We start from the raw sequence: 19231 nt of genomic DNA, 5'->3' as shown, positions 1-19231 counted from the left end.
CGCGAGCGGGGGGAGGTCAGCCCTTGAGGCTGCCGCTGACGAGGTCGAGTCGCCAGAATCGCTGCAGGAAGATCATCAGGAGCAGCAGCGGCACGATGGCGAGCAGGGCGCCGACGATCGCGAGCGAGTACAGCGCCGGTGTTCCGGTTCCGCGGTTCAGCAGGAGGTAGAGGCCCGTGGTCAGGGGGTAGAGCTGTTCGTTGCTGAGCATGATGAACGGCAGCAGGAAGTTGTTCCAGATTCCGACGAACTGCAGCATGAACACGGTGATGAGACCCGGGACCATCACGGGCATCGCGATCGACAGGAAGATGCGGAACTCGCTGGCGCCGTCGAGCCGTGCGGCCTCGACCGTCTCTTCCGGCACCGACGACTGCGCGTAGATCGTGGCCAGGTAGATGCCGAACGGGTTGATGATGCTCGGAAGCAGCACGGCCCAGTAGGTGTTCGCGAGGCCCAGCTCGGCCATGAGGAAGTACTGCGGGATGGCGAGGGTGATCTGGGGCAGCATCACGCCCGCCAGCAGAACGTTGAACACCACCGCGCGCCCCCGGAAGCGGTAGCGGGCGAGCGCGTATCCGGCGGCGGCCGACACGAGGGTCGACAGCACCGCACCGCCCCCGGCGTAGAGCAGGCTGTTGCCCGCCCACTTCCAGTACACGCCGCCGCCGTAGGTGGACAGGTCGACGAGGTTCTGCCAGAACCCGGTCCCGGGCAGGAACGAGAAGGTGCTGAACAGCTCTCCGCGCGACTTCGTCGAGGCCGTGATCACCCAGACGATCGGGATGAGCGTGTAGATCGCGCCCATCAGCAGCACGAGGCTGGGGATGACGCGGCCCCGGGCGGCGGGGCGCGGGCGACGCGCGGGCGGACGCGACGCGGTCGTCGTCGGGACGTCGGCGGTGAGGGTGGCCATCAGTTCTCTCCGAAGGTGCGGCGCTGCAGAAGGCGGAGGAGCCCGAGCGAGATGATCAGGGTTCCCAGGGCCAGCACGACCGAGGCGGCCGCCGCCCCCGAGGTGTTGTCGAGGTTGAAGGCGTCGCGGTAGATCTTCATGAGCGGGAAGAAGTTGAACGAGATCGAGTTCGACATCGACCGCAGCGTCGTCGGTTCGCCGTAGGCCTGGAGCGTGGCGATGATCGAGAACAGGAACGTCAGCACGAGCGCGGGCGTGAGCAGGGGCACCTTGATGCGCCAGGCGATCTGCCATTCCGAGGCGCCGTCGATCTTGGCCGCCTCGTAGAGCTCGGAAGGGATCGACCGCAGCGCCGTGTACATCACGATCATGTTGAAGCCGACGCCCGCCCAGACGGCGATGTTCGACAGCGACAGGTAGAGCCAGGAGCCGTTGAGGAAGTCGACCGAGGCCAGCCCCACGGCCTCCAGCAGGTAGGTCGCGGGACTCGTGCGGGGCAGGTAGAGGAAGCCCCAGAGCAGCGCGCCGATCACCCCGGGAACCGCGTAGGGGAGGAAGATCGCGAGGCGCGAGAAGCGGGCGAGGCGCACCCCGGGCAGATCCAGCAGCAGCGCGAACGTCAGCGCGAGACCGAGTGTCAGCGGCACCGAGATCAAGGCGAAGATCCCGAGCCGACCCAGGGATGCCACGAGCTCGGGATCGGTGAGCGAGGCGACGTAGTTGTCGAGACCGACGAAGGTCTGCCGACGGATGCCGAAGGCTCCGCCGCTGGAGCGCAGCTGCATGACGCTGAGGTAGATCGCGTACCCGATGGGCACGACGAGGAACATCGTGAACAGCGCGAGGGCGGGGGCGAGGAACGCCCACGGGGCCACACGGGGCCGGAGGGAGGTGCGCCGGGGGGCCGCGCGCGGGACGGTGGTGGTCACGGTTGGTTCTCCTGGGTGGGCGGTGGGAGGGCGTGCGCCCTCCCACCGCGGGGCGATCACTGGACCGTGAAACCGGACTTCTCGAGGTCGGCGACCACGGCATCCTGAGCCGTCTTCAACACGGCGGTGTAGGAACCGCCGTTCTGCGTGGCGGCCTTCACCCCGTCGGACCAGGCGTCGAAGGCCACCTGCACGTTCGGGCCCCAGGTGAAGGGAGCGCTGTTCTCGGCGATGCCGACGGCGAGGTCCCAGAAGTTGGCCTGATCGCTCACCAGGTCGGGCACGGGCTGATCTGCGAGCTGCGACTGGCCGGCCGAGGAGGCCGGGAACAGACCGATGTCGATGAGACCCCGCGTTCCGTCGTCGCTCGCGTTGAGCCACTGGAGGAACTCGACCGCCTCCTTCGGGTGCTCGGTGTTCTTGGTCACCATGACCGAGGAGCCGCCCATGAACCCGGTTCCGCTCTCGCCGTCCCACGTGGGCATCTTCGCGGCGGCCCAGAGGCCCGCCGTGTCGGGCGCCACCGAGAACGCCGCGGCGGGCGCCCACGCTCCCGCGGTCCAGCTGAGGATGCTGCCGTCGTTCATCTTCGTGCCCCATTCGGGGGTGAAGAAGTGCGTGGTGTCGACGAGGCCCTGCTCGACCAGCGGCTGCCAGAAGTCGACGACGCGCTGGGTGGGCGCCTCGTCGATGCCGACCTTCCAGGCGTCGCCCTCGGTGGCCCACCACTCGGCACCGAGGGGCTGCGCGTACGCCGCCATCGTCGATGCGTCGTCGGGGTAGCCGCCGAGCAGCGTCCCGGGGAGCGTGGTCTTCACCGTCTGCGCGAGAGCGGCGTACTCGTCCCAGGTGGACGGAGGGGCCCACCCGTTCTGGTCGAAGATGTCCTTGCGGTACATGAAGATCATGGGGCCCGTGTCCTGCGGCACGGCGTAGACGCCGTCTCCGACGGTCACCAGGCTCAGGGCGCCCTCCGAGAACCCGTCGGCGAACGTGTCGGAGTACTCGCTGATGTCGAGCGCGACGTCGCTGACGACCATGTTGGGCAGCTTCTGGTACTCGGCCTGTGCGAGGTCGGGCCCTTCGCCCGCGCGCTGCGCCGCGAGCAGCTTCGCGATCATGTCGTCGGCGCCCGCGGCCTCGACCACCTTCACTTGGATGTCGGGGTGCTCCTCGTTCCACACGGCGACGACGTCGCCGATGCCGGGCGCCCACGCCCAGTACTCGAGGGTCACCGGACCCGATGACTGCCCCGCATCACCGGCGCAGCCGGCTGTGGTGAGGACGGCGGCGAACGCTCCGGCGAGGGCGCCGACGCGGAAGAGACTGCTGCGCTTCACGAACTACTCCTTTGTAGGTGCGACCGGCTCCGGGCGACGGTGCGGCCGATGCTCCCCGGGGCCGACCCCCGGGTGCTCGCGTCCTACCCTCGCTGCCGCGACCTATTTTGTCAACCTGTGAAACAAAACATCGTGGCGCGCACGCGAAGGACACCCCGCGCCCGGGGTGGCGTCTGCGGGGTCAGACCGAGAGCAGCTCGCGGATCGCCGTCGCCGCGGCACCGCGCGCGTACAGGCCGAAGGCGAACGGCGGTCGATCGATGCGGACGCTCGCCCGCGGAACCTGCTCGAGATGCTCGACCAGCCCGTCGTCGAACGCGGCGGGTGCGAGGTCGAGCATGTCGAGACCCTCGCCCATCAGCGAGACCAGCTCCGGGTCGAGGAGGTTCACCGTCTCGGCCACCGCCGCCCCCAGGGCGTAGGCCGCGGAGGCGAACGCCTCCCGCTCGCGCCCGTCCGCCGCCCGCGCCCGCTCGAGCGCGGAGGCGTAGTCGCCGGGCGCCACGCCCGCGTTGGCCTCGATGGCCGGCATGCTCACGAAGCTGTGCACGCAGTCCGGGTGCCCGTTCGTGCACAGGCGCCCCGTCCGCGCGATGCGGGTGTGCCCCACCCGGCCGCTGCGCCCGTGGGAACCCTGCACCAGCTCGTCGTCGATCACGACCCCGCACCCGATGCCGGCACCCACGCCGTAGACCACCACGGAGCGATGGTCGACGCCACTGCCGAACCAGTGATGGGCCGCGGTCAACGCGTGCACGTCGTTCGCGATGGTGACGGGCATCCCCACCCGCTCGGCCAGCAGCCGCGCCAGCGGAACGGGAGCGCTCCACCCGAGCAGGGGCGAGCTCGCCACGAGCGGCTCCCCCTCGCGCCGCAGCACGTCGGCCGCGAGCCCGACGCCCAGCGCCGACATCGTGCCGTGCCGGGCTCCCAGCGTCCGGGTCGCTTCGACGATCGCGTCGACGACCTCGCCCTCGGCCGGCGCGGCGAGGGCGATCTCGAGCTCGTCGACGACGGTCGCCGCGAGGTCGGTGACCACCGCGTACACCCGCTCCGCGGTCACCTTGACGCCGACGAAGTGCGCCGCGCCGGGGCGCAGGTGCAGCTCCTCGGCCGGTCGTCCGCGCGACGCGCTCGCGAGCATGTCTCCCGGCAGGACAAGACCGCCGTCGACGAGTTCGCGTGCCACCCGCGTGAGACTCGCCCGCGAGAGCCCGAGGCGCTCGGCGATGCGGATGCGCGAGCGGGGACCGTGCACCAGCAGGTCCAGCAGCACCCGACGACCCGTCGCGCTCAGAGCCGACCACCGCAGGGGCGGGCCCGAGGCGATCTCGGCGGGGCGCGACGTCACGAGATGAGGCTACGCCCATCGACGCGCGCGACCCCCTCCTCGCACGACGCCGGCCGCGGCATCCTTCACGAGCGTCAGCGGGATGCCGTCACCGACATGTCCACGGATCGCGGCGCGTGCCGTCTCGCGACGAGGGCCCGGACGAATGGCGGCGCGCCTGCGTCGCCGCTCGAGGTCCCCCGGCGGGGCGACGCGGCATCCGGCCCGCGGTCACGAAGGGATGCCGTCGCCCCAGCGCTCCAGCATCGCCGCGGTCGCGATCCGGACGGCGGCGGCGGGCTCGTTCCGCGCCCGCTCCACGCCCACGGCGTCGACGAGCGAGACCACGCCCTCGCCCGCCACGTCCGGATGGACCACGCCCGCGACCACCGCGGCCGGCACCCCGTGGGCCGCGGCGAGCGCGAGCACATGCCCCGGACCCTTGCCCGAGAGACTCGTGGCGTCGAACGCGCCCTCGCCCGTGACGACGAGGTCGGCTCCGGCTATGGCCGTCTCGAGTCCGAGCGCGTCGGCGACGGCGGCGGCTCCGTCGACCAGCTCCGCCCCCGCCGCGCAGAGCGCCCCCGAGAGGCCTCCCGCGGCACCCGTGCGGGGAACGCGACGCACGTCGCGCCCGAATCGCGCGGCCCACTCGTCGGCATCTCTCTCGAGCCGTGCCGTGAGGCGTCGCACCATCGCGGCATCCGCCCCCTTCTGCGGCGCGAACACCCGCGCCGCGTCACCGAAGGCGGCCGTGGTGTCGGTCAGCACCACGACCCGGCCGGGCTCGAAGGGGACGCGATCGCCGAGCGCCTCGAGCGCGCCGCGTCCGCCGTCGGTCATCGCCGAGCCGCCCATGCCGACGATGATGCGCGGGGCGCCGGCGTCGAGCGCGAGGGCGAGGAGCTCCCCCACGCCCCGGCTCGTCGCAGCCCACGGATCGTTCAGCGCCGCGCCTCCGGCGAGCACGAGCCCGGATGCCGCGGCCGACTCGATCACGGCCCGCTCGGCGTCGAGGCGCCATGGTGCGCGTACGGGCGCACCGAGCGGTCCGGTGACCTCGTCGTCGCGGTTCGCGCCGCCCAGGGCGTCGAGCGTTCCGTCACCCCCGTCGGCGATGGGGACGACCTCGATCTGCGCCCCGGGCCAGCGGTCACGCACCGCGAGGGCCATCGCCTCCGCCGCCTCGTGCGCGCTGAGCGTGCCCTTGAACTTGTCGGGGGCGACGACCACACGCATGCGACGGCGTCAGACGTCGGCGCTGACGAGCACGCCCTGGCGCTGCAGGTCGGCCTCGACCTCGGCGACGACGTCTTGATACGCCTTGTGCAGCTTGAGCTGCTCGAGTCCGTCGTCGCTCCCGCCGGCCGGCTGGAAGATCGGGCGGTGCAGGTCGACGCGCACGGTGCCGCCGAGGTCGTCGAAGCGCACGTCGAGCACCTCGCGCACGTCGGCCTCGTGCGCGCGCAGCCCGAGGAACATCGTCTTGGCGACGCTGCCGTGCGCGGCCTTCCAGTGGTCCGCCTGCTCGGTCACGGTGAAGCCCGCGGCGTCGAGGGCGGTCCGCGTAGCCTGCTGGGCCGCGGCGAGGTCGCCCGAGACGACGAGGTGGAAGTTCAAGATGGCCATGCGCGTACGCCTTTCGGTCCGGTGCGGCCCAGCCTGGCGCGTCGCCCGACATCTGCACAACCTCGGTTCGTCCCGCCGCTCCTCCCCATCCCCCGGCCCGTCCACCGGCCGGGAATGACGCCCGGGCATGTCGGCCCGCCCAACTAGACTGACTCCCGTCCGGCCCCTGCGATTCTTGGAGCTCAGCCGCGTGACCACCCCGAACCCCGCCGCCCGTACCGCTCTCGCCGATACCGTCGAGAACGCGATCGCCACGCCCGAGAAAGAGCAGCCGTACGGCGCCCTCGGCCTCAAGAGCGACGAGTACGCCCAGATCCGCGAGATCCTGGGCCGCCGTCCCACCAGTGGTGAGCTGGCGATGTACTCGGTCATGTGGAGCGAGCACTGCTCGTACAAGTCGAGCAAGATCTATCTGCGCCAGTTCGGCCAGAAGGTCAGCGACGAGATGAAGACCCGCCTCATGGTCGGTATGGGCCAGAACGCCGGCGTGGTCGACGTGGGCGACGGCTGGGCGGTCACCTTCAAGGTCGAGTCGCACAACCACCCCAGCTACATCGAGCCCTTCCAGGGTGCGGCCACGGGCGTCGGCGGCATCGTGCGCGACATCATCTCGATGGGCGCGCGCCCGGTCGCCGTCATGGACCAGCTGCGCTTCGGCGCAATCGATCATCCCGACACCCCCCGCGTGGTTCACGGCGTCACCAGCGGCATCTCGTTCTACGGCAACTGCCTGGGCCTGCCCAACATCGGCGGCGAGACGGTCTTCGACGCCGTCTACCAGGGCAACCCGCTCGTGAACGCCCTCGCGGTCGGCGTCATGCGCCACGAAGACATCAAGCTCGCCAACGCCACGGGCGTGGGCAACAAGGTCGTGCTGTTCGGTGCCCGCACGGGCGGCGACGGCATCGGCGGCGCGAGCATCCTGGCATCCGACACCTTCGCCGACGGCGGACCCACCAAGCGGCCCGCGGTGCAGGTGGGCGACCCCTTCGCCGAGAAGGTGCTCATCGAGTGCTGCCTCGAGCTCTACCGCGACGACCTCGTCGAGGCCATCCAAGACCTCGGCGCGGCGGGCATCTCGTGCGCCACGAGCGAGCTGGCCGCCAACGGCGACAGCGGCATGAAGGTCGAGCTGTCGAAGGTGCTGCTGCGCGACCCCTCGCTCACGCCGGAGGAGATCCTCATGAGCGAGAGCCAGGAGCGCATGATGGCGATCGTCGCGCCCGAGAAGCTCGACGCGTTCCTCGCCGTCGTCGGCAAGTGGGACGTCGAGACGAGCGTCCTCGGCGAGGTCACCGGCGACGGCCGCCTCGTCATCGATTGGTACGGCGAACGCATCGTCGACGTCGACCCCTCGACCGTCGCGGTCGACGGCCCCGTCTACGAGCGGCCGGTCGCCTACCCCACGTGGATCGACGCCCTGCAGGCCGACTCCGCCACGAAGCTCGAACGGGCGACGGATGCCGACACCCTCCGCGAGCAGTTCACCACGCTGGTGGCGAGCCCCAACCTCGCCGACACGTCGTGGATCACCAACCAGTACGACTACTACGTGCTGGGCAACACCGCACTGAGCTTCCCCGACGACGCCGGCATGATCCGCGTCGACGAAGAGACCGGTCTCGGCTTCGCCATCGCGACCGACTGCAACGGCCGCTACAACCAGCTCGACCCCTACAACGGCGCGAAGCTGGCGCTGGCCGAGGCCTACCGCAACGTCGCCGTCACGGGAGCCGTGCCCACGGCCGTCACCGACTGCCTCAACTTCGGCAGCCCCGAGAACCCCGAGGTCATGTGGCAGTTCAGCCAGGCCGTCGAGGGCCTCTCCGACGGCTGCCTCGAGCTCGGCATCCCGGTCACCGGCGGCAACGTCTCGTTCTACAACCAGACCGGCGACCAGCCGATCCACCCGACCCCCGTCGTGGGCGTCCTGGGCATCATCGGCGACGTCGCTGCGCGCATCCCGAGCGGCTGGCAGGATGCCGGTGAGAACCTCTACCTGCTCGGCACCACCGCCGACGAGCTCGACGGTTCGCAGTGGGCCGGCACGATCCACGACCACCTCGGCGGTCGCCCGCCCAAGGTCGACCTCGCGCAGGAGCGCAAGCTCGCCGAGCTGCTGCAGGCCGCGGGATCGCAGTCGCTCGTCTCGAGCGCGCACGACCTGTCGTCGGGCGGTCTCGCGCAGGCCCTCGCCGAGGGCGTCATGCGCTTCGGCATCGGCGCCCGCGTGTGGCTGACCGAGCTCATGGAGCGCGACGGGGTGGATGCCACCGCCGCCCTGTTCAGCGAGTCCACCGGCCGCGTGCTGGTCAGCGTCCCCCGCGAGGAAGACGTGAAGTTCCGGGGGCTCTGCGACGGCCGCGGTTACCCGGTGCTGCGCATCGGCGTGACCGACGTCGAGCCGGGGACCGAGGCCGCGCTCGAGATCCAGGACGTCTTCACCGTCCCGGTGTCGGAGCTGCGCCGCCTGTCGACCGAGACCCTGCCCGCCGTCTTCGGACCGACCGTCGCCGAGCCGGTGGCCTGAGCCGGTCGCCGCGCGGGTTCCCGCCCGCGCGGCGTCGGCGGCCTCGCCCCCCCCGGCGGAGCCGAGATCCCCCGACACGACACCCCGCCCGAGAGGAGACGCGCCGTGACAGACGACGACGACATGACCGTGTTCAGCGACAAGCGTCAGAAGCGCGTGAAGATCACCGCCTGGATCGTGATCGGGGCGCTCGTCCTCACCGGTGGGGGCGCGACGGTGATCTCGCTCATCCTGGGCTGACGACGAGAGGCTGTTGCGCATGTCGCTGATCGACCCGACCTCCGAGACCGTCGCCACGCTCGACGCCCTCTCCGACGCGGCACGCGCCCAGCCCGACAGCTTCGCGGCGATGGACGCCCTCTGGCGGGCCGTCTTCGCGCTGCCGCACTGGTCGTTCATCGCCCGCGGGCCCGACGACGCCCCGTCGCCGTTCATCGGTCAGCTCCCGAACGGGCCGATGGTCTTCGCCTTCACCACGCGACAGCGGGCGCACGACGGAGCCCTCGCGAACGGACTCGACGAGGAGGCCGCCTCACGCGTGCTGAGCGTTCCGCTCCCGGGCGCTGTCGCGTGGCTGGCCGAGTTCGCGCAGCAGGGCGTCACCGGCGTCGTGTTCGACCTGCCCGGGCAGGGCTATACGGCGCCGCTGCGCAACCTCATCCCGATGCAGACGCACATCGCGAGCACTCCGCCCGCCTGACGTCCGATCACGCCAGGGCGGCGAACCGCTCGGTCTTCTCCACCGGGCCGATCACGATGAGCAGGTCTCCCTCGTCGACGACGGATGCCGCTCCCGCAGCGTGCCACTCGCCGTCGGCGTGCCGGATCTTCACGATCGTCACCCCGTGGCGCCGACGGACGGCGGCCTGCTCGAGGGTCTGCCCGACGAGCTCGCGCGGGGCCACGGTCTTCGCGACGACGAGATCGCGGTCGAACTCGACGTAGTCGAGCATCGAGCCGCGGACGAGGTGCGCGACCCGACGGCCCATGTCGGCCTCGGGGTAGACGACGTGCTCGATGCCGAGCTGCTCGAGGATCAGGCCGTGCTGCTCGCTGATCGCCTTCGCCCAGATCGAGCGCGTCCCCATGCGCTTGAGCAGCGACGTCGTGAGGATGCTCGCCTGGATGTCCGACCCGATGCCGACGACGACACGGTCGAACTCGGCGATCCCGAGCTGCTCCAGGGCCGCCTGTTTCGTCGAGTCGGCGCGGACGACGTGCGTGAGGACGCCGTTGAGCGACTGCACGATGTCTTCGTCGGTGTCGACGCCGAGCACCTCGCTTCCGCTGCGGGCGAGCTCGGTCGCGAGCGAGCCGCCGAAGCGTCCGAGGCCGATCACCGCGATCGAGGTCGCCGCGTTCCCGCGCATCCGGCGCCGGCTGAAGAACGTGTTGTTATCCAATGATCGGACGCTCCTTCGGGAGTTCGTACATGCGCTTCTCCCGCGTCAGCGCCAGGGCGGTGCCGAGCAGGACAGGACCGAGTCGGCCGATGAACATCAGCACGATCAGGATCAGCTGGGCCAGCGTCGGCAGATCCGCCGTGATGCCGGTCGACAGACCGACGGTGGCGAACGCCGAGATGACCTCGAAGAAGACCCGGTCGAAGCCGAACGGGCTCACCACCATGATCGCCAGGGTCGATCCGACCACCAGGGCGACCGACAGCAGCGCGACCGTGAGCGCCTCGCGGTGGGTCGATCGGGGGAGGCGTTTGCCGAACATGTTCACCGCGGTGTCCCCGCGCAGCTCGGCGAGCACGATGAACAACAGCACCGCGAACGTCGTGATCTTCACGCCTCCCGCGGTGCCGGCGGGGCCACCGCCGATGAACATGAGGATGTCGGTGACGAACCAGCTCTCGGGCAGCATCTGCGAGACGTCGATCGAGTTGAATCCGGCCGTGCGCGGCATCACCGACATCGTGAACCCGGCGAGCAGCCGGCCGGCCGGATCCATCGCGCCGAGGGTCGCGGGGTTCGACCACTCCAGAGCGGTGAGGGCGATCGTGCCCGCCACGAGCAGCACGGCGCTGCCGACGAGCACGGTGACGGTGTTGAGCGTCCATCGCCGCGGGAAGCGGTACTGGCGCCAGAGCTCCATGATGACCGGGAAGCCGAGGCCGCCGAGGATGATCGCGGCGCAGATCGGAAGGCAGATCAGCGGGTCGGTCGCGAACGAGATGAGGCTGTCGCTGAAGAGCGCGAAGCCCGCGTTGTTGAACGACGACACCGCGTGGAACACGCCCAGCCAGAGGGCGTGGCCGAAGGACTCGCCGTAGCCGAGCCAGAAGCGCCCGGCGAGCATCACCGCGACCACCGCCTCGGTGATCAGCGCGATGATCGCCACGCCGAGGAGCACGCGGCGCACGTCGCCGACGGCGACGGTGTGGGTCTCGCTCACGGCCGTGAGGCGCGTGCGCAGCCCGAGGCGTCGCGCGACGAGCAGGCCGAGCAGCGTCGCGAGCGACATGACCCCGAAGCCGCCGATCTGGATGAGCACCATGATCACGACCTGGCCGAACGGCGACCAGAAGGTCGGGGTGTCGACGACGATGTGTCCCGTCACGCAGACGGCGCTCGTCGCCGTGAACAGCGCCTCCATGAAGGTGGCCGGCCGCCCCTGGGTCGCCACGGGCAACGAGAGCAGTGCCGTGCCGAGGGCGAGCACTCCCCCGAACGCGAGGGCGATGACCCGCCCGGGCGTGAGCACCACGCGCCGTCGGGCGAACCCGGGGACGAGGGCCGCAGGGGTTCGCCGAGTCACCGGCCTACGATCTCACACTCGGCGGCTCACCCCGTGCGCATTCCGGCCCACCGCCCAGCCCGCTGTCGGGAGCCCGGCATAGCATGGGCACGTGGAACCGCTGATGGTCTTTCTGGCCGAGTGGTGGTGGATCGGCCCCGCGGCGGCCGGTGCGGGCACCGTCGGCTGGGTCGGCGTGCGCCGCACGCGGCGCCGCGCGCTTCCCGCGGGCACCACGACGACCGGCGATCGCGCCGCGCGGGCCTGGGCGTCCCGGCCGATGGGCAAGGCCGCCGCGCGCCGCCTCGAGCTCGACGCCGCTCTGCTCGATCTGCAGACCGCGCGTCACGCCGTCACCCGCGGACGCGCCGACGTCAAGGTCGCCGACGCCGAGGTGGTTCGCGCTCAGGCCGAGCGGGCGGCATCCCGTGTCTCGTCCGACGTCGTCTCCGCCGCGCGGGGACGCCTCACCGACGCGCAGCGCGACCTGCGCGCCGCGATGGCCGAGGTGCGCGCCCGCCGTGCCGGGGTGAGGGCCGCGAAGGCGATGCTCCCCGCCATCCGTGCGGGCAGTGCCCCGCTGCCGGTCGCCCGTCTGCTCGCCGAGCACGACGCGATCCTCGCGCGCTGGATGGCCTACGAGACCGACCCCGGACTCGCGATCGACTATCCGCAGATGAGCGATTCCCGCTCGCCCCTGCTCGCCGACTTCCTGCGCGCCCACGAGCGGGCGCAGTGGCTGCGTCCCGCGTCGGTGCAGACGCGTCTCGAGCCCGCCGACTACCTCGCCTACCGCGACGCCGTGCGGCGCACCGCCCAGGCGTTCGACCGTGCCGAGCGCGCGGCCCGCCAGGGCGCGGACCAGCCCGGCGTCGAGGGCCCCGATGCGTGGAGCCGCGTGGCATCCGATCTCGCCGAAACGGCACAGAGGGCGCTCGCCCGCTCCATGGAGTCGATGGGCCGCGCCGCCGCCCGCTCCTGGAGCGAGCGCAGCGCCCGGCGTGCTTCGGCCAGACACCCGGATGCCGCCGGGTCTCGGCCGCAAGACGGCCCGGTCTGGCCGCCTCCCGCACGGGATCGACCGCGCCCCCCGGCATCCTGAAAACGGCCGAGCCGGGCGGCGTAGCATGGCGCAGGTGCAAGAGCTCCTGAACTTCGCCGGCCAGTACTGGTGGCTCGCCTTCCCCTTCTTCGGAATGGCGATGGGTGCCGTGAACGCCCGCGCGAAGCACCGCGAGATGACCGCCCGCCGTCGCCACAAGGAGCAGCTGGAGCTCCTGCAGGCGCGGGGTCTGGCGACGGATGCCGGGGCCCCCGCCCCGGCGGCGATCACGGCTCCGGGCGACGACGCCCGCGCGCGCCTCACGTCCGCGCACGATGCGGTCACCCACCGCTGGCTGGAGTACGAGCTCGATGCCGCGAAGCTGATCTCCTACCCCGCGATGAGCGACGGCCGTCAGCCGCTCACCGCGGCGTTCCTGCGCGCGAAGAAGGTCGCCGACAACCTCCGCCCCGCCGAGGGCGAGACCCTGTCGGCTGAGCGCCTGCGGGAGTATCGCGACGCCGTCACCGATTACGAGGTCGCGTTCGACGTCGCCGAACGCGACGCGCGGCGCGTGAAAGACGCGGCGTTCACCGCCGGCGAACGCAAGCGCCTCGACACCGCGAAGCAACTGCTCACCGTCGCGACCGACCAGGCGGCGACGCCGAACGAGCGCCAGCTCGCCTACAAGCGCGTTCGCGAGGAGCTCGACGGTCTCATCTGGCTGAGCGACGAGGCCGTCGACGAACTCGAGCGCAAGGTCGCGCTCGAACTCCCGCGCGGCGCGACCGAGTCCCGCACGTCCACCACCCCGCCCGAGCCCTCGGCCTGAGGCCGTCGCTTCGCGTCACGTCCGCCCCGTCTCGCGCACCGGGTCGCGCGAGACAGAGGCGCCGGAGCACCGGTCCGCCGTCGCCATCCACTCCGAGAAACCGAGCGCTCAGCCCTTCCGGCGGATCCGCACCGGCCCCCGCGCGCGGGTCACGTCGACCACCTCGCCCTTCTGGGTGACCTCCACCTCGCCGAGGCCGACCAGCTCGTGCGCCGCATCGCGCGCCGGCTGCATGAGGTCGCGCCAGTCCTCGCCGCCCACGGCGCGCGCGGCCTCCGAGGGGCAGATCGTCTTCCCGGCGTCGCGCGCGGCGAGGAGTTCGCGAATGGATGCCACGAGTCGAGGATCCGCACCAGACGACGGGGTCATCTGTCCAGTGTCCCTCCGCGGCTCGGTGTCGGGGTCAGAATGACCCGATGATCACCGACCGCCACGCCCCCGACCTGCCCGGTCGCGCCGTCATCGCACAGCGCTGGAACCGCGCCGTGTTCGTGCACTGGCGCATCGACCCGGCCGAGGTCGCCCCTCTGCTGCCCCCGGGCACCCGCCCCGACGTCCACGACGGGTCGGCCTGGGTCGGGCTCGTGCCGTTCGTGCTGAGCGAGTTCCGGTTCCTGCCGTTGCCGCCGGTGCCGTTCGTGGGCACCTTCACCGAGATCAACGTCCGCACCTACGCCGTGGACGACGAAGGCCGTCGGGGTGTCGTCTTCCGCACGCTCGAGGCGGAGCACCTCGCCCCGGTCCTCGCGGCCCAGGCTCTGTTCGGCCTCCCCTACCGCTGGGCGCGCGCCGGTGTGCGCACCGAAGACGATCGCATCGAATATCGTTCGCGACGCCACGGGGGCCGGCATCCGGGAACGCGGATCCGCGCGAAGCTCGGCACCCGGACCGTCGACGACGACCTCTCGCGCTTCCTCACCGCCCGGTGGGGCTTCCACGAGCGTCACCTCGGGCGCACGATCTGGGCCGCGAACAACCACGAACCCTGGCCGCTCGTCACCGCGGAGCTCGAGGCCCTCGACGACGAGCTCGTGGCGGATGCCGGTTTCCCGCAGCTCTCGGGACGAACCCCCGACTCGGTGCTCGCGATGCCCGCCGACCACCCGGGCTTCATCACGCGGTTCACTGCCGCCCACGCCGTCGCCTGATCCGGCGGGGCCGGACGCGCCCCGCGAGGGCTGTTCACCCTTCCACGTATCGTTTTCATCTTCACATGTATAACTGCGCATTTCTACGTTATTCCTGGGGGCACAGCCGGTGCCTGTTCGTCGTCGCTTCGTGCGCGTTGAAAGGAAAACGTATGAGAACCCACTCCCGAACCGCGATCGCCGCGGCGTTCGTCGTCGCTTCGCTCGCCCTCGGCGCACCCGCGCACGCCGCGGAACCAGGGCCCATCGTGACGGCCGCCTCGACGACGGATCCCGAATCCGTCTTCCACGAGTTCGTCGCGGATCTCGACCTCCCCTCCGCGAAGATGCAGCAGATCGAGGACTACTTCGCCTCACTGCCCGAAGAGGCTCAAGAGGCTGGTGCGGCGGATCCGTCCACCCTCTTCACGGTCTCGGAGGTCTCGTCGACCGTCACTCCGCTGCCCACCGCGGCCCCGAGCCGTGGCCGTGTCACCACTACCACCGCCGCCGGAACCCGCACGCTGCAGGTGAACAACCGGCAGGACGTCCGGATCGGCAATGTCTCGCTCATCATCTTCACCCTGACCTACACCTACGAAGCACGGGGCAGCGCGGTCGTCCGGAATCTCGGATGCACGGGATCCGCCACCGGCGTGATCAGCGCGAGCTCCACACCCTCCTCCTGGATCTCGCAGGGGCGCGGAACCTGCGAGGTCCGTACGCAGGCGAGCGTGTTCATCAAGGGACTGCCGTTCCAGTTCACCAAGGTGCACACGGTCACGACGCAGGCGGGCAACCCGGCTCGGGTCGACGGGCGCATCTACACGGTATGACCAGTCCTGTGAGCGAGCCGGTCGCCCCACGGGCGAGCACCCTCCACTGGTGGGCGGTGGCCGCGGCCATTGCGGCGATTGCCGTGCCCTTGCCCGACGGCTGGGGGTTCACCGCACGGGTCGCGGCCCTCCTCTTCGGGATCGTCGCGCTCTGCCTCGCCCGCGAACGGGCGCCGAGATCGGTCGCGACGGTCGTCGTGGTCGTCGTCGGGGCCGTGGTCGGTCTCGAGGCCGCCGGGCAGGTCGCCGCGATCCTCCTAGAACAGTCGTTCATCGACAACGCCGTCGTCGTCCCCTGACAACGACACTCCGGCGACGGCAGCGAGACGGCCCCCTCCGCACCGGAGAGGGCCGTCATCGCGCGGGAGGTCAGTTGCGCTGCGTCGAGAACGCGTCGGGGTTCTGCTCGAGCCACGCGTCGACCGCGTCAGCTTCCTTGCCCTCGCCGTACTCGTTGACGACGAGGTCTTCGAGCGAGCCGTACTGCGCGTCGTCGAGCGTGATGCCGGCGATGAGCTCGGCGGCATCCGGGTACTTCTCCGCGAAGCCGGCGGTACCGAGGAAGTGCAGCGCCTCGGGCTCGCCCATCAGGCCCTGAGGGTCTTCGAGGTCCTTGACGTCGTAGGCGTCGTTGGCCCAGAACGGGCGCCACAGGGTCACCGCGATGTCCTTCTGGGCGGCGATGGCGTTGTCGAGCTCGGTCAGCATCGCGGCGGTCGACGAGGTGACGAGCTCGTAGCCGTCGAGGCCGTAACCCGGCATCGCGACCTCCTGGGTCTGCTTGGTCAGACCCGCGCCGGGCTCGATGCCGTAGATCTTTCCGTCGAAGCGCGCGGCGTTCGCCTGGAGCTGGTCGATCGAGTCGATGTCGACGTAGCTGGGCACCGCGATCGTGAGCTTGGCGTTCTCGTAGTAGTCGCCGAGGTCTTCGATCGAGTCGCCGTACGTCTTCATATAGTCGGCGTGCGTCAGTTCGGGCCAGGCCGAGGGGTAGATGTCGACGTCGCCCTGGGCCAGGCCGGCGTACAGCGGCCCCGCCTCGGTGAGCGTCTGCATCTCGACGGTGTAGCCGAGCTTGCCGAGCTGGTCCTCGAGAAGGTACGCGGTGCTGAGGCCGTCGGTCCACGAGGGGAGGAAGCCGAGGGTGATGGTGCCCTTGTCGCCGCCGTCGCCCGCTCCGCCTTCGGCCTGGTTGCCGCTCGCGCAGCCGGCGAGCGCGAGCGCGCCGACGGCGCCGAGGGCGAGGGCGCTGGTGAGGTGTCGTGTCTTCATTGCTGTGTTCTCTTCCTTTTCGTATGTGATTTCCGTGTGACCTCGCGCGAGGTGCCGGGATTCGTCGACCCAGCTCGTGACGAGGCGACGAATCCCGCCGACTCACGCGACGAGGAGGGGGACTCAGCGACCCGTCGAGATGGGGGCGCGGCGCGGGGAGGCCTTCTCGCGATCGGCGTCACGAGGGGCATCCTTCGCGCTCGTGTCGACGTGCGGGGCCGCGGTCGCGCCGGCCGTGACAGCCGTCGCGGGACGCGCGGCACGGCGGCGAGCCAGCAGGCCGAGCAGCGACCCGGTGTTGTCGGCGCGGTTGCCGAGGGCGGCGGTGAGGCGATCGAGGTAGACCGCGAGGATCACCACGCTGAGACCGGCCTCGACGCCCTTGGGCAGGTTGACCGTCGAGATCGACTGCACGACCTCCTTGCCGAGGCCGTCGGCGCCGACGATGCCGGCGACGACCGCCATCGACAGGGCGAGCATGATCACCTGGTTGACGCCCGCCATGATGGTGGGCATCGCGAGCGGCAGCTGGATGCCGCGCAGGATCTGCCACGGCGTGGCGCCGAAGGCGTGGCCGGCCTCGACCGTCTCGGAGTCCACGCCGCGGATGCCGAGCTCGGTCAGACGCACGCCCGGGGGCAGCGCGAAGATGACCGTCGAGACGACGCCGGGCACGACGCCGATGCTGAAGAAGGTGATCGCGGGGATCAGGTAGACGAAGGCGGGCATCGTCTGCATGAAGTCGAGGATTGGCTTCAGCACCGCACGCACGGTGCTGTTGCGCGCCGACCAGATGCCCAGCGGCACCGAGATCGCGACGGCGACGATCGTCGCCACGAGCACGAGCGCGAGGGTCTGCATCGCGGTGACCCACTGACCCATCGCGAGGATGAGCGCGAAACCGATCACCGTGCCGAGCGCGAGCTTCCACGAGCGCAGCAGCCAGGCCAGGAGCGCTGCGACGACGACCACCACGACGATGGGTGCCGACAGCAGCACGTCGCTGAGCCCGCCGACGAGGAAGCGGACGGTCACGGCGATCACGTCGAACAGGCCCGAGAGGTTGTCGCGGAGCCAGTCCACGGCGGAGTCGACCCACGAGCCGACGGGGATGCGGAAGCCATCCATCAGCGCACCCCCTCGGTCTCGGAGGCGGCGACCGGGGTGTCGAGCACCGCGTCGATCTCGGCGGAGGGCAGGGGCTGGGGCAGCACGGTGATCTCCTCGGTGGAGGTGGGCCCGGGCCCGAGGGCGGCGAGCAGCGTGACGCGCGGGATGACGCCGACGAGCCGGCCCTCCGCGTCGAGCACGGCCAGGGGAAGCGGCGATTCGACCGACGGCACGAAGAGGTTCATGAGCACGTCGTCCTCGCGCACCGCCTGGGGCAGCGGCTTGAGCCGGCTGAGCAGGGAGCTCTCTCCCGCCCGCACGAGCTTCATGGCATCCCGGTCGGTGATGATGCCGAGCGGCTTGCGGTCGCGATCGGTGACGTAGACCGCCGACATGTACGCGTCGCGCATCTGGCGAAGCGCGGTGCGCGGGCCCGCCGAGGCGTCGACGCGCGGACGCGGACGCTCCATGACGTTGCCGGCGGTGAGGACGCGCGCGCGGTCGACGTCCTGCACGAACTGCTCGACGTAGTCGTTCGCAGGGTCGGTGAGGATGTCTTCGGGGGTGCCGATCTGCACGATGCGCCCGTCGCGCATGACCGCGATGCGGTCGCCGAGGAACATCGCTTCGTTGAGATCGTGGGTGATGAAGACGATGGTCTTCTTCAGCGTCCGCTGCAGCTCGAGGAGCTGCTCCTGCATCTCGCGACGGATGAGCGGGTCGAGTGCGCTGAACGCCTCGTCCATGAGCAGGATGTCGGTGTCGGCGGCGAGCGCGCGGGCGATGCCGACGCGCTGCTGCATCCCGCCCGACAGCGCCGAGGGGAGCTTCTCGCCCCATCCCTCGAGGCCGACGAGGGCGAGGATCTCGTTCGCCTTCGCGAGACGTTCGGCCTTTCCGACGCCGCGGAGCTCGAGGGGGTAGGCGACGTTGGCCGCCACCGTGCGGTGCGGCAGCAGCGCGAAGTGCTGGAACACCATGGCGAGGCGGTCGCGGCGGAGGCCGCGCAGTCGCGCCGCGCCGACGCCGGTCAGGGCGTCGCCCTGCACCTCGACGGTTCCCGCGGTGGCCTCGTGCAGGCCGTTGAGCATGCGGATGATGGTCGACTTGCCCGAGCCCGAGAGGCCCATGATGACGAAGATCTCGCCGGGGCGGACGTCGAAGCTCGCGTCGATGACGGCGGCCGTTCCGTGATCGGCGATCTCGTCGCGCGACGAACCGGAGCGGAGCTTGTCGACGGCGGCCTGGGGCGCGCGGCCGAAGACCTTGAAGAGGTTCTTGGCGGCGAGGGCGGGCGTCTCGCTCGCGGGCGCCGCCGAATCGGGCGCCGTCGGGGCATGCGGATGTGTCACTGGTGCACCTCAGCGGCCTTCGGGTGGCCGCACAGGTCACGCCCGGGTGGCAGCCGTCGGCGCTCTCCGGGGGGTGGAGCACGTCGATGCCGGACATCGGGTCCGGCGTCCTGGCCGCCGACCGTACGCTCGCGGCATCCCCTCCCCCGAGAAGACACCGGCGACCGCGGACTGGTCGGGTGAACGGCCCTTGACGGGCCTCATCCAACGTTTCACGGTGATGGATCGGCTGGCAAATCGT

The 19231-nt window shown here is 70.9% G+C and carries 20 protein-coding genes; 8 read left to right on the top strand and 12 right to left on the bottom strand.

Annotation, left to right across the window (positions count from 1 at the left end; all coding sequences use genetic code 11):
* Positions 1 to 16: 16 nt before the first annotated feature.
* From Q0818_RS00700 to Q0818_RS00675, 6 genes are all read right to left on the bottom strand, one after another.
* Positions 17 to 916, bottom strand: a complete 900-nt coding sequence (locus Q0818_RS00700) for a carbohydrate ABC transporter permease (protein WP_298870263.1) — start codon at positions 914 to 916, stop codon at positions 17 to 19.
* A complete protein-coding gene (locus Q0818_RS00695; RefSeq protein ID WP_298870262.1) occupies positions 916 to 1845 on the bottom strand; it encodes a carbohydrate ABC transporter permease in 930 nt (309 codons plus the stop codon). The genes Q0818_RS00700 and Q0818_RS00695 overlap by 1 nt, the downstream gene beginning before the upstream one ends.
* 56 nt (positions 1846 to 1901) lie before the next feature.
* Positions 1902 to 3185, bottom strand: coding sequence for an extracellular solute-binding protein (locus tag Q0818_RS00690; protein WP_298870261.1), 1284 nt, complete (start codon positions 3183 to 3185; stop codon positions 1902 to 1904).
* A gap of 181 nt (positions 3186 to 3366) precedes the next feature.
* On the bottom strand, positions 3367 to 4536 hold the full coding sequence (locus tag Q0818_RS00685; RefSeq protein WP_298870258.1) for an ROK family transcriptional regulator: 1170 nt from the start codon (positions 4534 to 4536) through the stop codon (positions 3367 to 3369).
* Between the two features lie 210 nt (positions 4537 to 4746).
* Positions 4747 to 5754: a glycerate kinase gene (locus Q0818_RS00680; RefSeq protein ID WP_298870256.1), complete on the bottom strand. Its 1008-nt coding sequence runs from the start codon at positions 5752 to 5754 to the stop codon at positions 4747 to 4749.
* Positions 5755 to 5763: 9 nt separating this feature from the next.
* On the bottom strand, positions 5764 to 6144 hold the full coding sequence (locus Q0818_RS00675; protein WP_298870255.1) for a hypothetical protein: 381 nt from the start codon (positions 6142 to 6144) through the stop codon (positions 5764 to 5766).
* A 190-nt stretch (positions 6145 to 6334) separates the two neighbouring features.
* On the opposite strand from Q0818_RS00675, the gene purL reads away from it, so the two are divergent.
* From purL to Q0818_RS00660, 3 genes are all read left to right on the top strand, one after another.
* Positions 6335 to 8674: a phosphoribosylformylglycinamidine synthase subunit PurL gene (gene purL / locus Q0818_RS00670; protein ID WP_298870252.1), complete on the top strand. Its 2340-nt coding sequence runs from the start codon at positions 6335 to 6337 to the stop codon at positions 8672 to 8674.
* Between the two features lie 105 nt (positions 8675 to 8779).
* The gene (locus Q0818_RS00665) at positions 8780 to 8914 is read left to right on the top strand and encodes a hypothetical protein (RefSeq protein WP_276606268.1); all 135 of its coding nucleotides are present in this window, start codon (positions 8780 to 8782) and stop codon (positions 8912 to 8914) included.
* 19 nt (positions 8915 to 8933) lie between these two features.
* Entirely contained in the window at positions 8934 to 9374 is a 441-nt protein-coding gene (locus Q0818_RS00660; RefSeq protein ID WP_298870247.1) for a hypothetical protein, read from the top strand.
* Positions 9375 to 9381: 7 nt separating this feature from the next.
* Here Q0818_RS00660 and Q0818_RS00655 read toward each other — a convergent pair whose 3' ends face one another.
* Positions 9382 to 10077, bottom strand: a complete 696-nt coding sequence (locus tag Q0818_RS00655) for a TrkA family potassium uptake protein (protein ID WP_298870246.1) — start codon at positions 10075 to 10077, stop codon at positions 9382 to 9384.
* Positions 10070 to 11440 carry a potassium transporter TrkG gene (locus Q0818_RS00650; protein WP_298870245.1) on the bottom strand — a complete coding sequence of 457 codons (1371 nt, stop codon included), beginning with the start codon at positions 11438 to 11440 and terminating at the stop codon, positions 10070 to 10072. The genes Q0818_RS00655 and Q0818_RS00650 overlap by 8 nt, the downstream gene beginning before the upstream one ends.
* A 91-nt stretch (positions 11441 to 11531) precedes the next feature.
* Here Q0818_RS00650 and Q0818_RS00645 point away from each other — a divergent pair, with 91 nt between their 5' ends.
* On the top strand, positions 11532 to 12521 hold the full coding sequence (locus Q0818_RS00645; RefSeq protein WP_298870244.1) for a hypothetical protein: 990 nt from the start codon (positions 11532 to 11534) through the stop codon (positions 12519 to 12521).
* A 34-nt stretch (positions 12522 to 12555) separates the two neighbouring features.
* The gene (locus tag Q0818_RS00640) at positions 12556 to 13293 is read left to right on the top strand and encodes a hypothetical protein (RefSeq protein WP_298870243.1); all 738 of its coding nucleotides are present in this window, start codon (positions 12556 to 12558) and stop codon (positions 13291 to 13293) included.
* 108 nt (positions 13294 to 13401) lie between these two features.
* Here the strand turns inward: Q0818_RS00640 and Q0818_RS00635 are convergent, their stop codons facing one another.
* Positions 13402 to 13662, bottom strand: coding sequence for a DUF3253 domain-containing protein (locus Q0818_RS00635; protein ID WP_298870242.1), 261 nt, complete (start codon positions 13660 to 13662; stop codon positions 13402 to 13404).
* Between the two features lie 47 nt (positions 13663 to 13709).
* Here Q0818_RS00635 and Q0818_RS00630 point away from each other — a divergent pair, with 47 nt between their 5' ends.
* The 3 genes from Q0818_RS00630 to Q0818_RS00620 all read left to right on the top strand — a co-directional run bounded on the left by Q0818_RS00630 (position 13710) and on the right by Q0818_RS00620 (position 15555).
* Positions 13710 to 14441, top strand: a complete 732-nt coding sequence (locus Q0818_RS00630) for a DUF2071 domain-containing protein (protein WP_298870241.1) — start codon at positions 13710 to 13712, stop codon at positions 14439 to 14441.
* 152 nt (positions 14442 to 14593) lie between these two features.
* Positions 14594 to 15256, top strand: coding sequence for a hypothetical protein (locus tag Q0818_RS00625; RefSeq protein ID WP_298870239.1), 663 nt, complete (start codon positions 14594 to 14596; stop codon positions 15254 to 15256).
* The gene (locus Q0818_RS00620; RefSeq protein ID WP_298870237.1) at positions 15253 to 15555 is read left to right on the top strand and encodes a hypothetical protein; all 303 of its coding nucleotides are present in this window, start codon (positions 15253 to 15255) and stop codon (positions 15553 to 15555) included. The genes Q0818_RS00625 and Q0818_RS00620 overlap by 4 nt, the downstream gene beginning before the upstream one ends.
* A gap of 70 nt (positions 15556 to 15625) precedes the next feature.
* On the opposite strand, the gene Q0818_RS00615 is transcribed toward Q0818_RS00620, so the two are convergent.
* The 3 genes from Q0818_RS00615 to Q0818_RS00605 form a co-directional block, all read right to left on the bottom strand.
* Complete coding sequence (locus Q0818_RS00615; RefSeq protein WP_298870235.1) at positions 15626 to 16528, bottom strand: glycine betaine ABC transporter substrate-binding protein; 903 nt, start codon at positions 16526 to 16528, stop codon at positions 15626 to 15628.
* A 123-nt stretch (positions 16529 to 16651) separates the two neighbouring features.
* Positions 16652 to 17656 (bottom strand): proline/glycine betaine ABC transporter permease, encoded by a 1005-nt coding sequence (locus tag Q0818_RS00610; RefSeq protein ID WP_298870233.1) that lies wholly within the window; start codon positions 17654 to 17656, stop codon positions 16652 to 16654.
* Complete coding sequence (locus tag Q0818_RS00605; protein WP_298870232.1) at positions 17656 to 18990, bottom strand: glycine betaine/L-proline ABC transporter ATP-binding protein; 1335 nt, start codon at positions 18988 to 18990, stop codon at positions 17656 to 17658. The genes Q0818_RS00610 and Q0818_RS00605 overlap by 1 nt, the downstream gene beginning before the upstream one ends.
* Between the last annotated feature and the right edge of the window lie 241 nt (positions 18991 to 19231).

The sequence above is a fragment of the uncultured Microbacterium sp. genome, from assembly GCF_947489255.1.
Lineage (GTDB): Bacteria > Actinomycetota > Actinomycetes > Actinomycetales > Microbacteriaceae > Microbacterium > Microbacterium phycohabitans.
This window is presented reverse-complemented; position numbering and strand designations above follow the sequence as displayed.

Coding starts and splice junctions, on each gene's coding strand:
- Q0818_RS00615 (WP_298870235.1), bottom strand. CDS start 16,528: ATGAAGACACGACACCTCACCAGCGCCCTCGCCCTCGGCGCCGTCGGC.
- Q0818_RS00610 (WP_298870233.1), bottom strand. CDS start 17,656: ATGGATGGCTTCCGCATCCCCGTCGGCTCGTGGGTCGACTCCGCCGTG.
- Q0818_RS00660 (WP_298870247.1), top strand. CDS start 8,934: ATGTCGCTGATCGACCCGACCTCCGAGACCGTCGCCACGCTCGACGCC.
- Q0818_RS00630 (WP_298870241.1), top strand. CDS start 13,710: ATGATCACCGACCGCCACGCCCCCGACCTGCCCGGTCGCGCCGTCATC.
- Q0818_RS00620 (WP_298870237.1), top strand. CDS start 15,253: ATGACCAGTCCTGTGAGCGAGCCGGTCGCCCCACGGGCGAGCACCCTC.
- Q0818_RS00675 (WP_298870255.1), bottom strand. CDS start 6,144: ATGGCCATCTTGAACTTCCACCTCGTCGTCTCGGGCGACCTCGCCGCG.
- Q0818_RS00635 (WP_298870242.1), bottom strand. CDS start 13,662: ATGACCCCGTCGTCTGGTGCGGATCCTCGACTCGTGGCATCCATTCGC.
- Q0818_RS00700 (WP_298870263.1), bottom strand. CDS start 916: ATGGCCACCCTCACCGCCGACGTCCCGACGACGACCGCGTCGCGTCCG.
- Q0818_RS00625 (WP_298870239.1), top strand. CDS start 14,594: ATGAGAACCCACTCCCGAACCGCGATCGCCGCGGCGTTCGTCGTCGCT.
- Q0818_RS00680 (WP_298870256.1), bottom strand. CDS start 5,754: ATGCGTGTGGTCGTCGCCCCCGACAAGTTCAAGGGCACGCTCAGCGCG.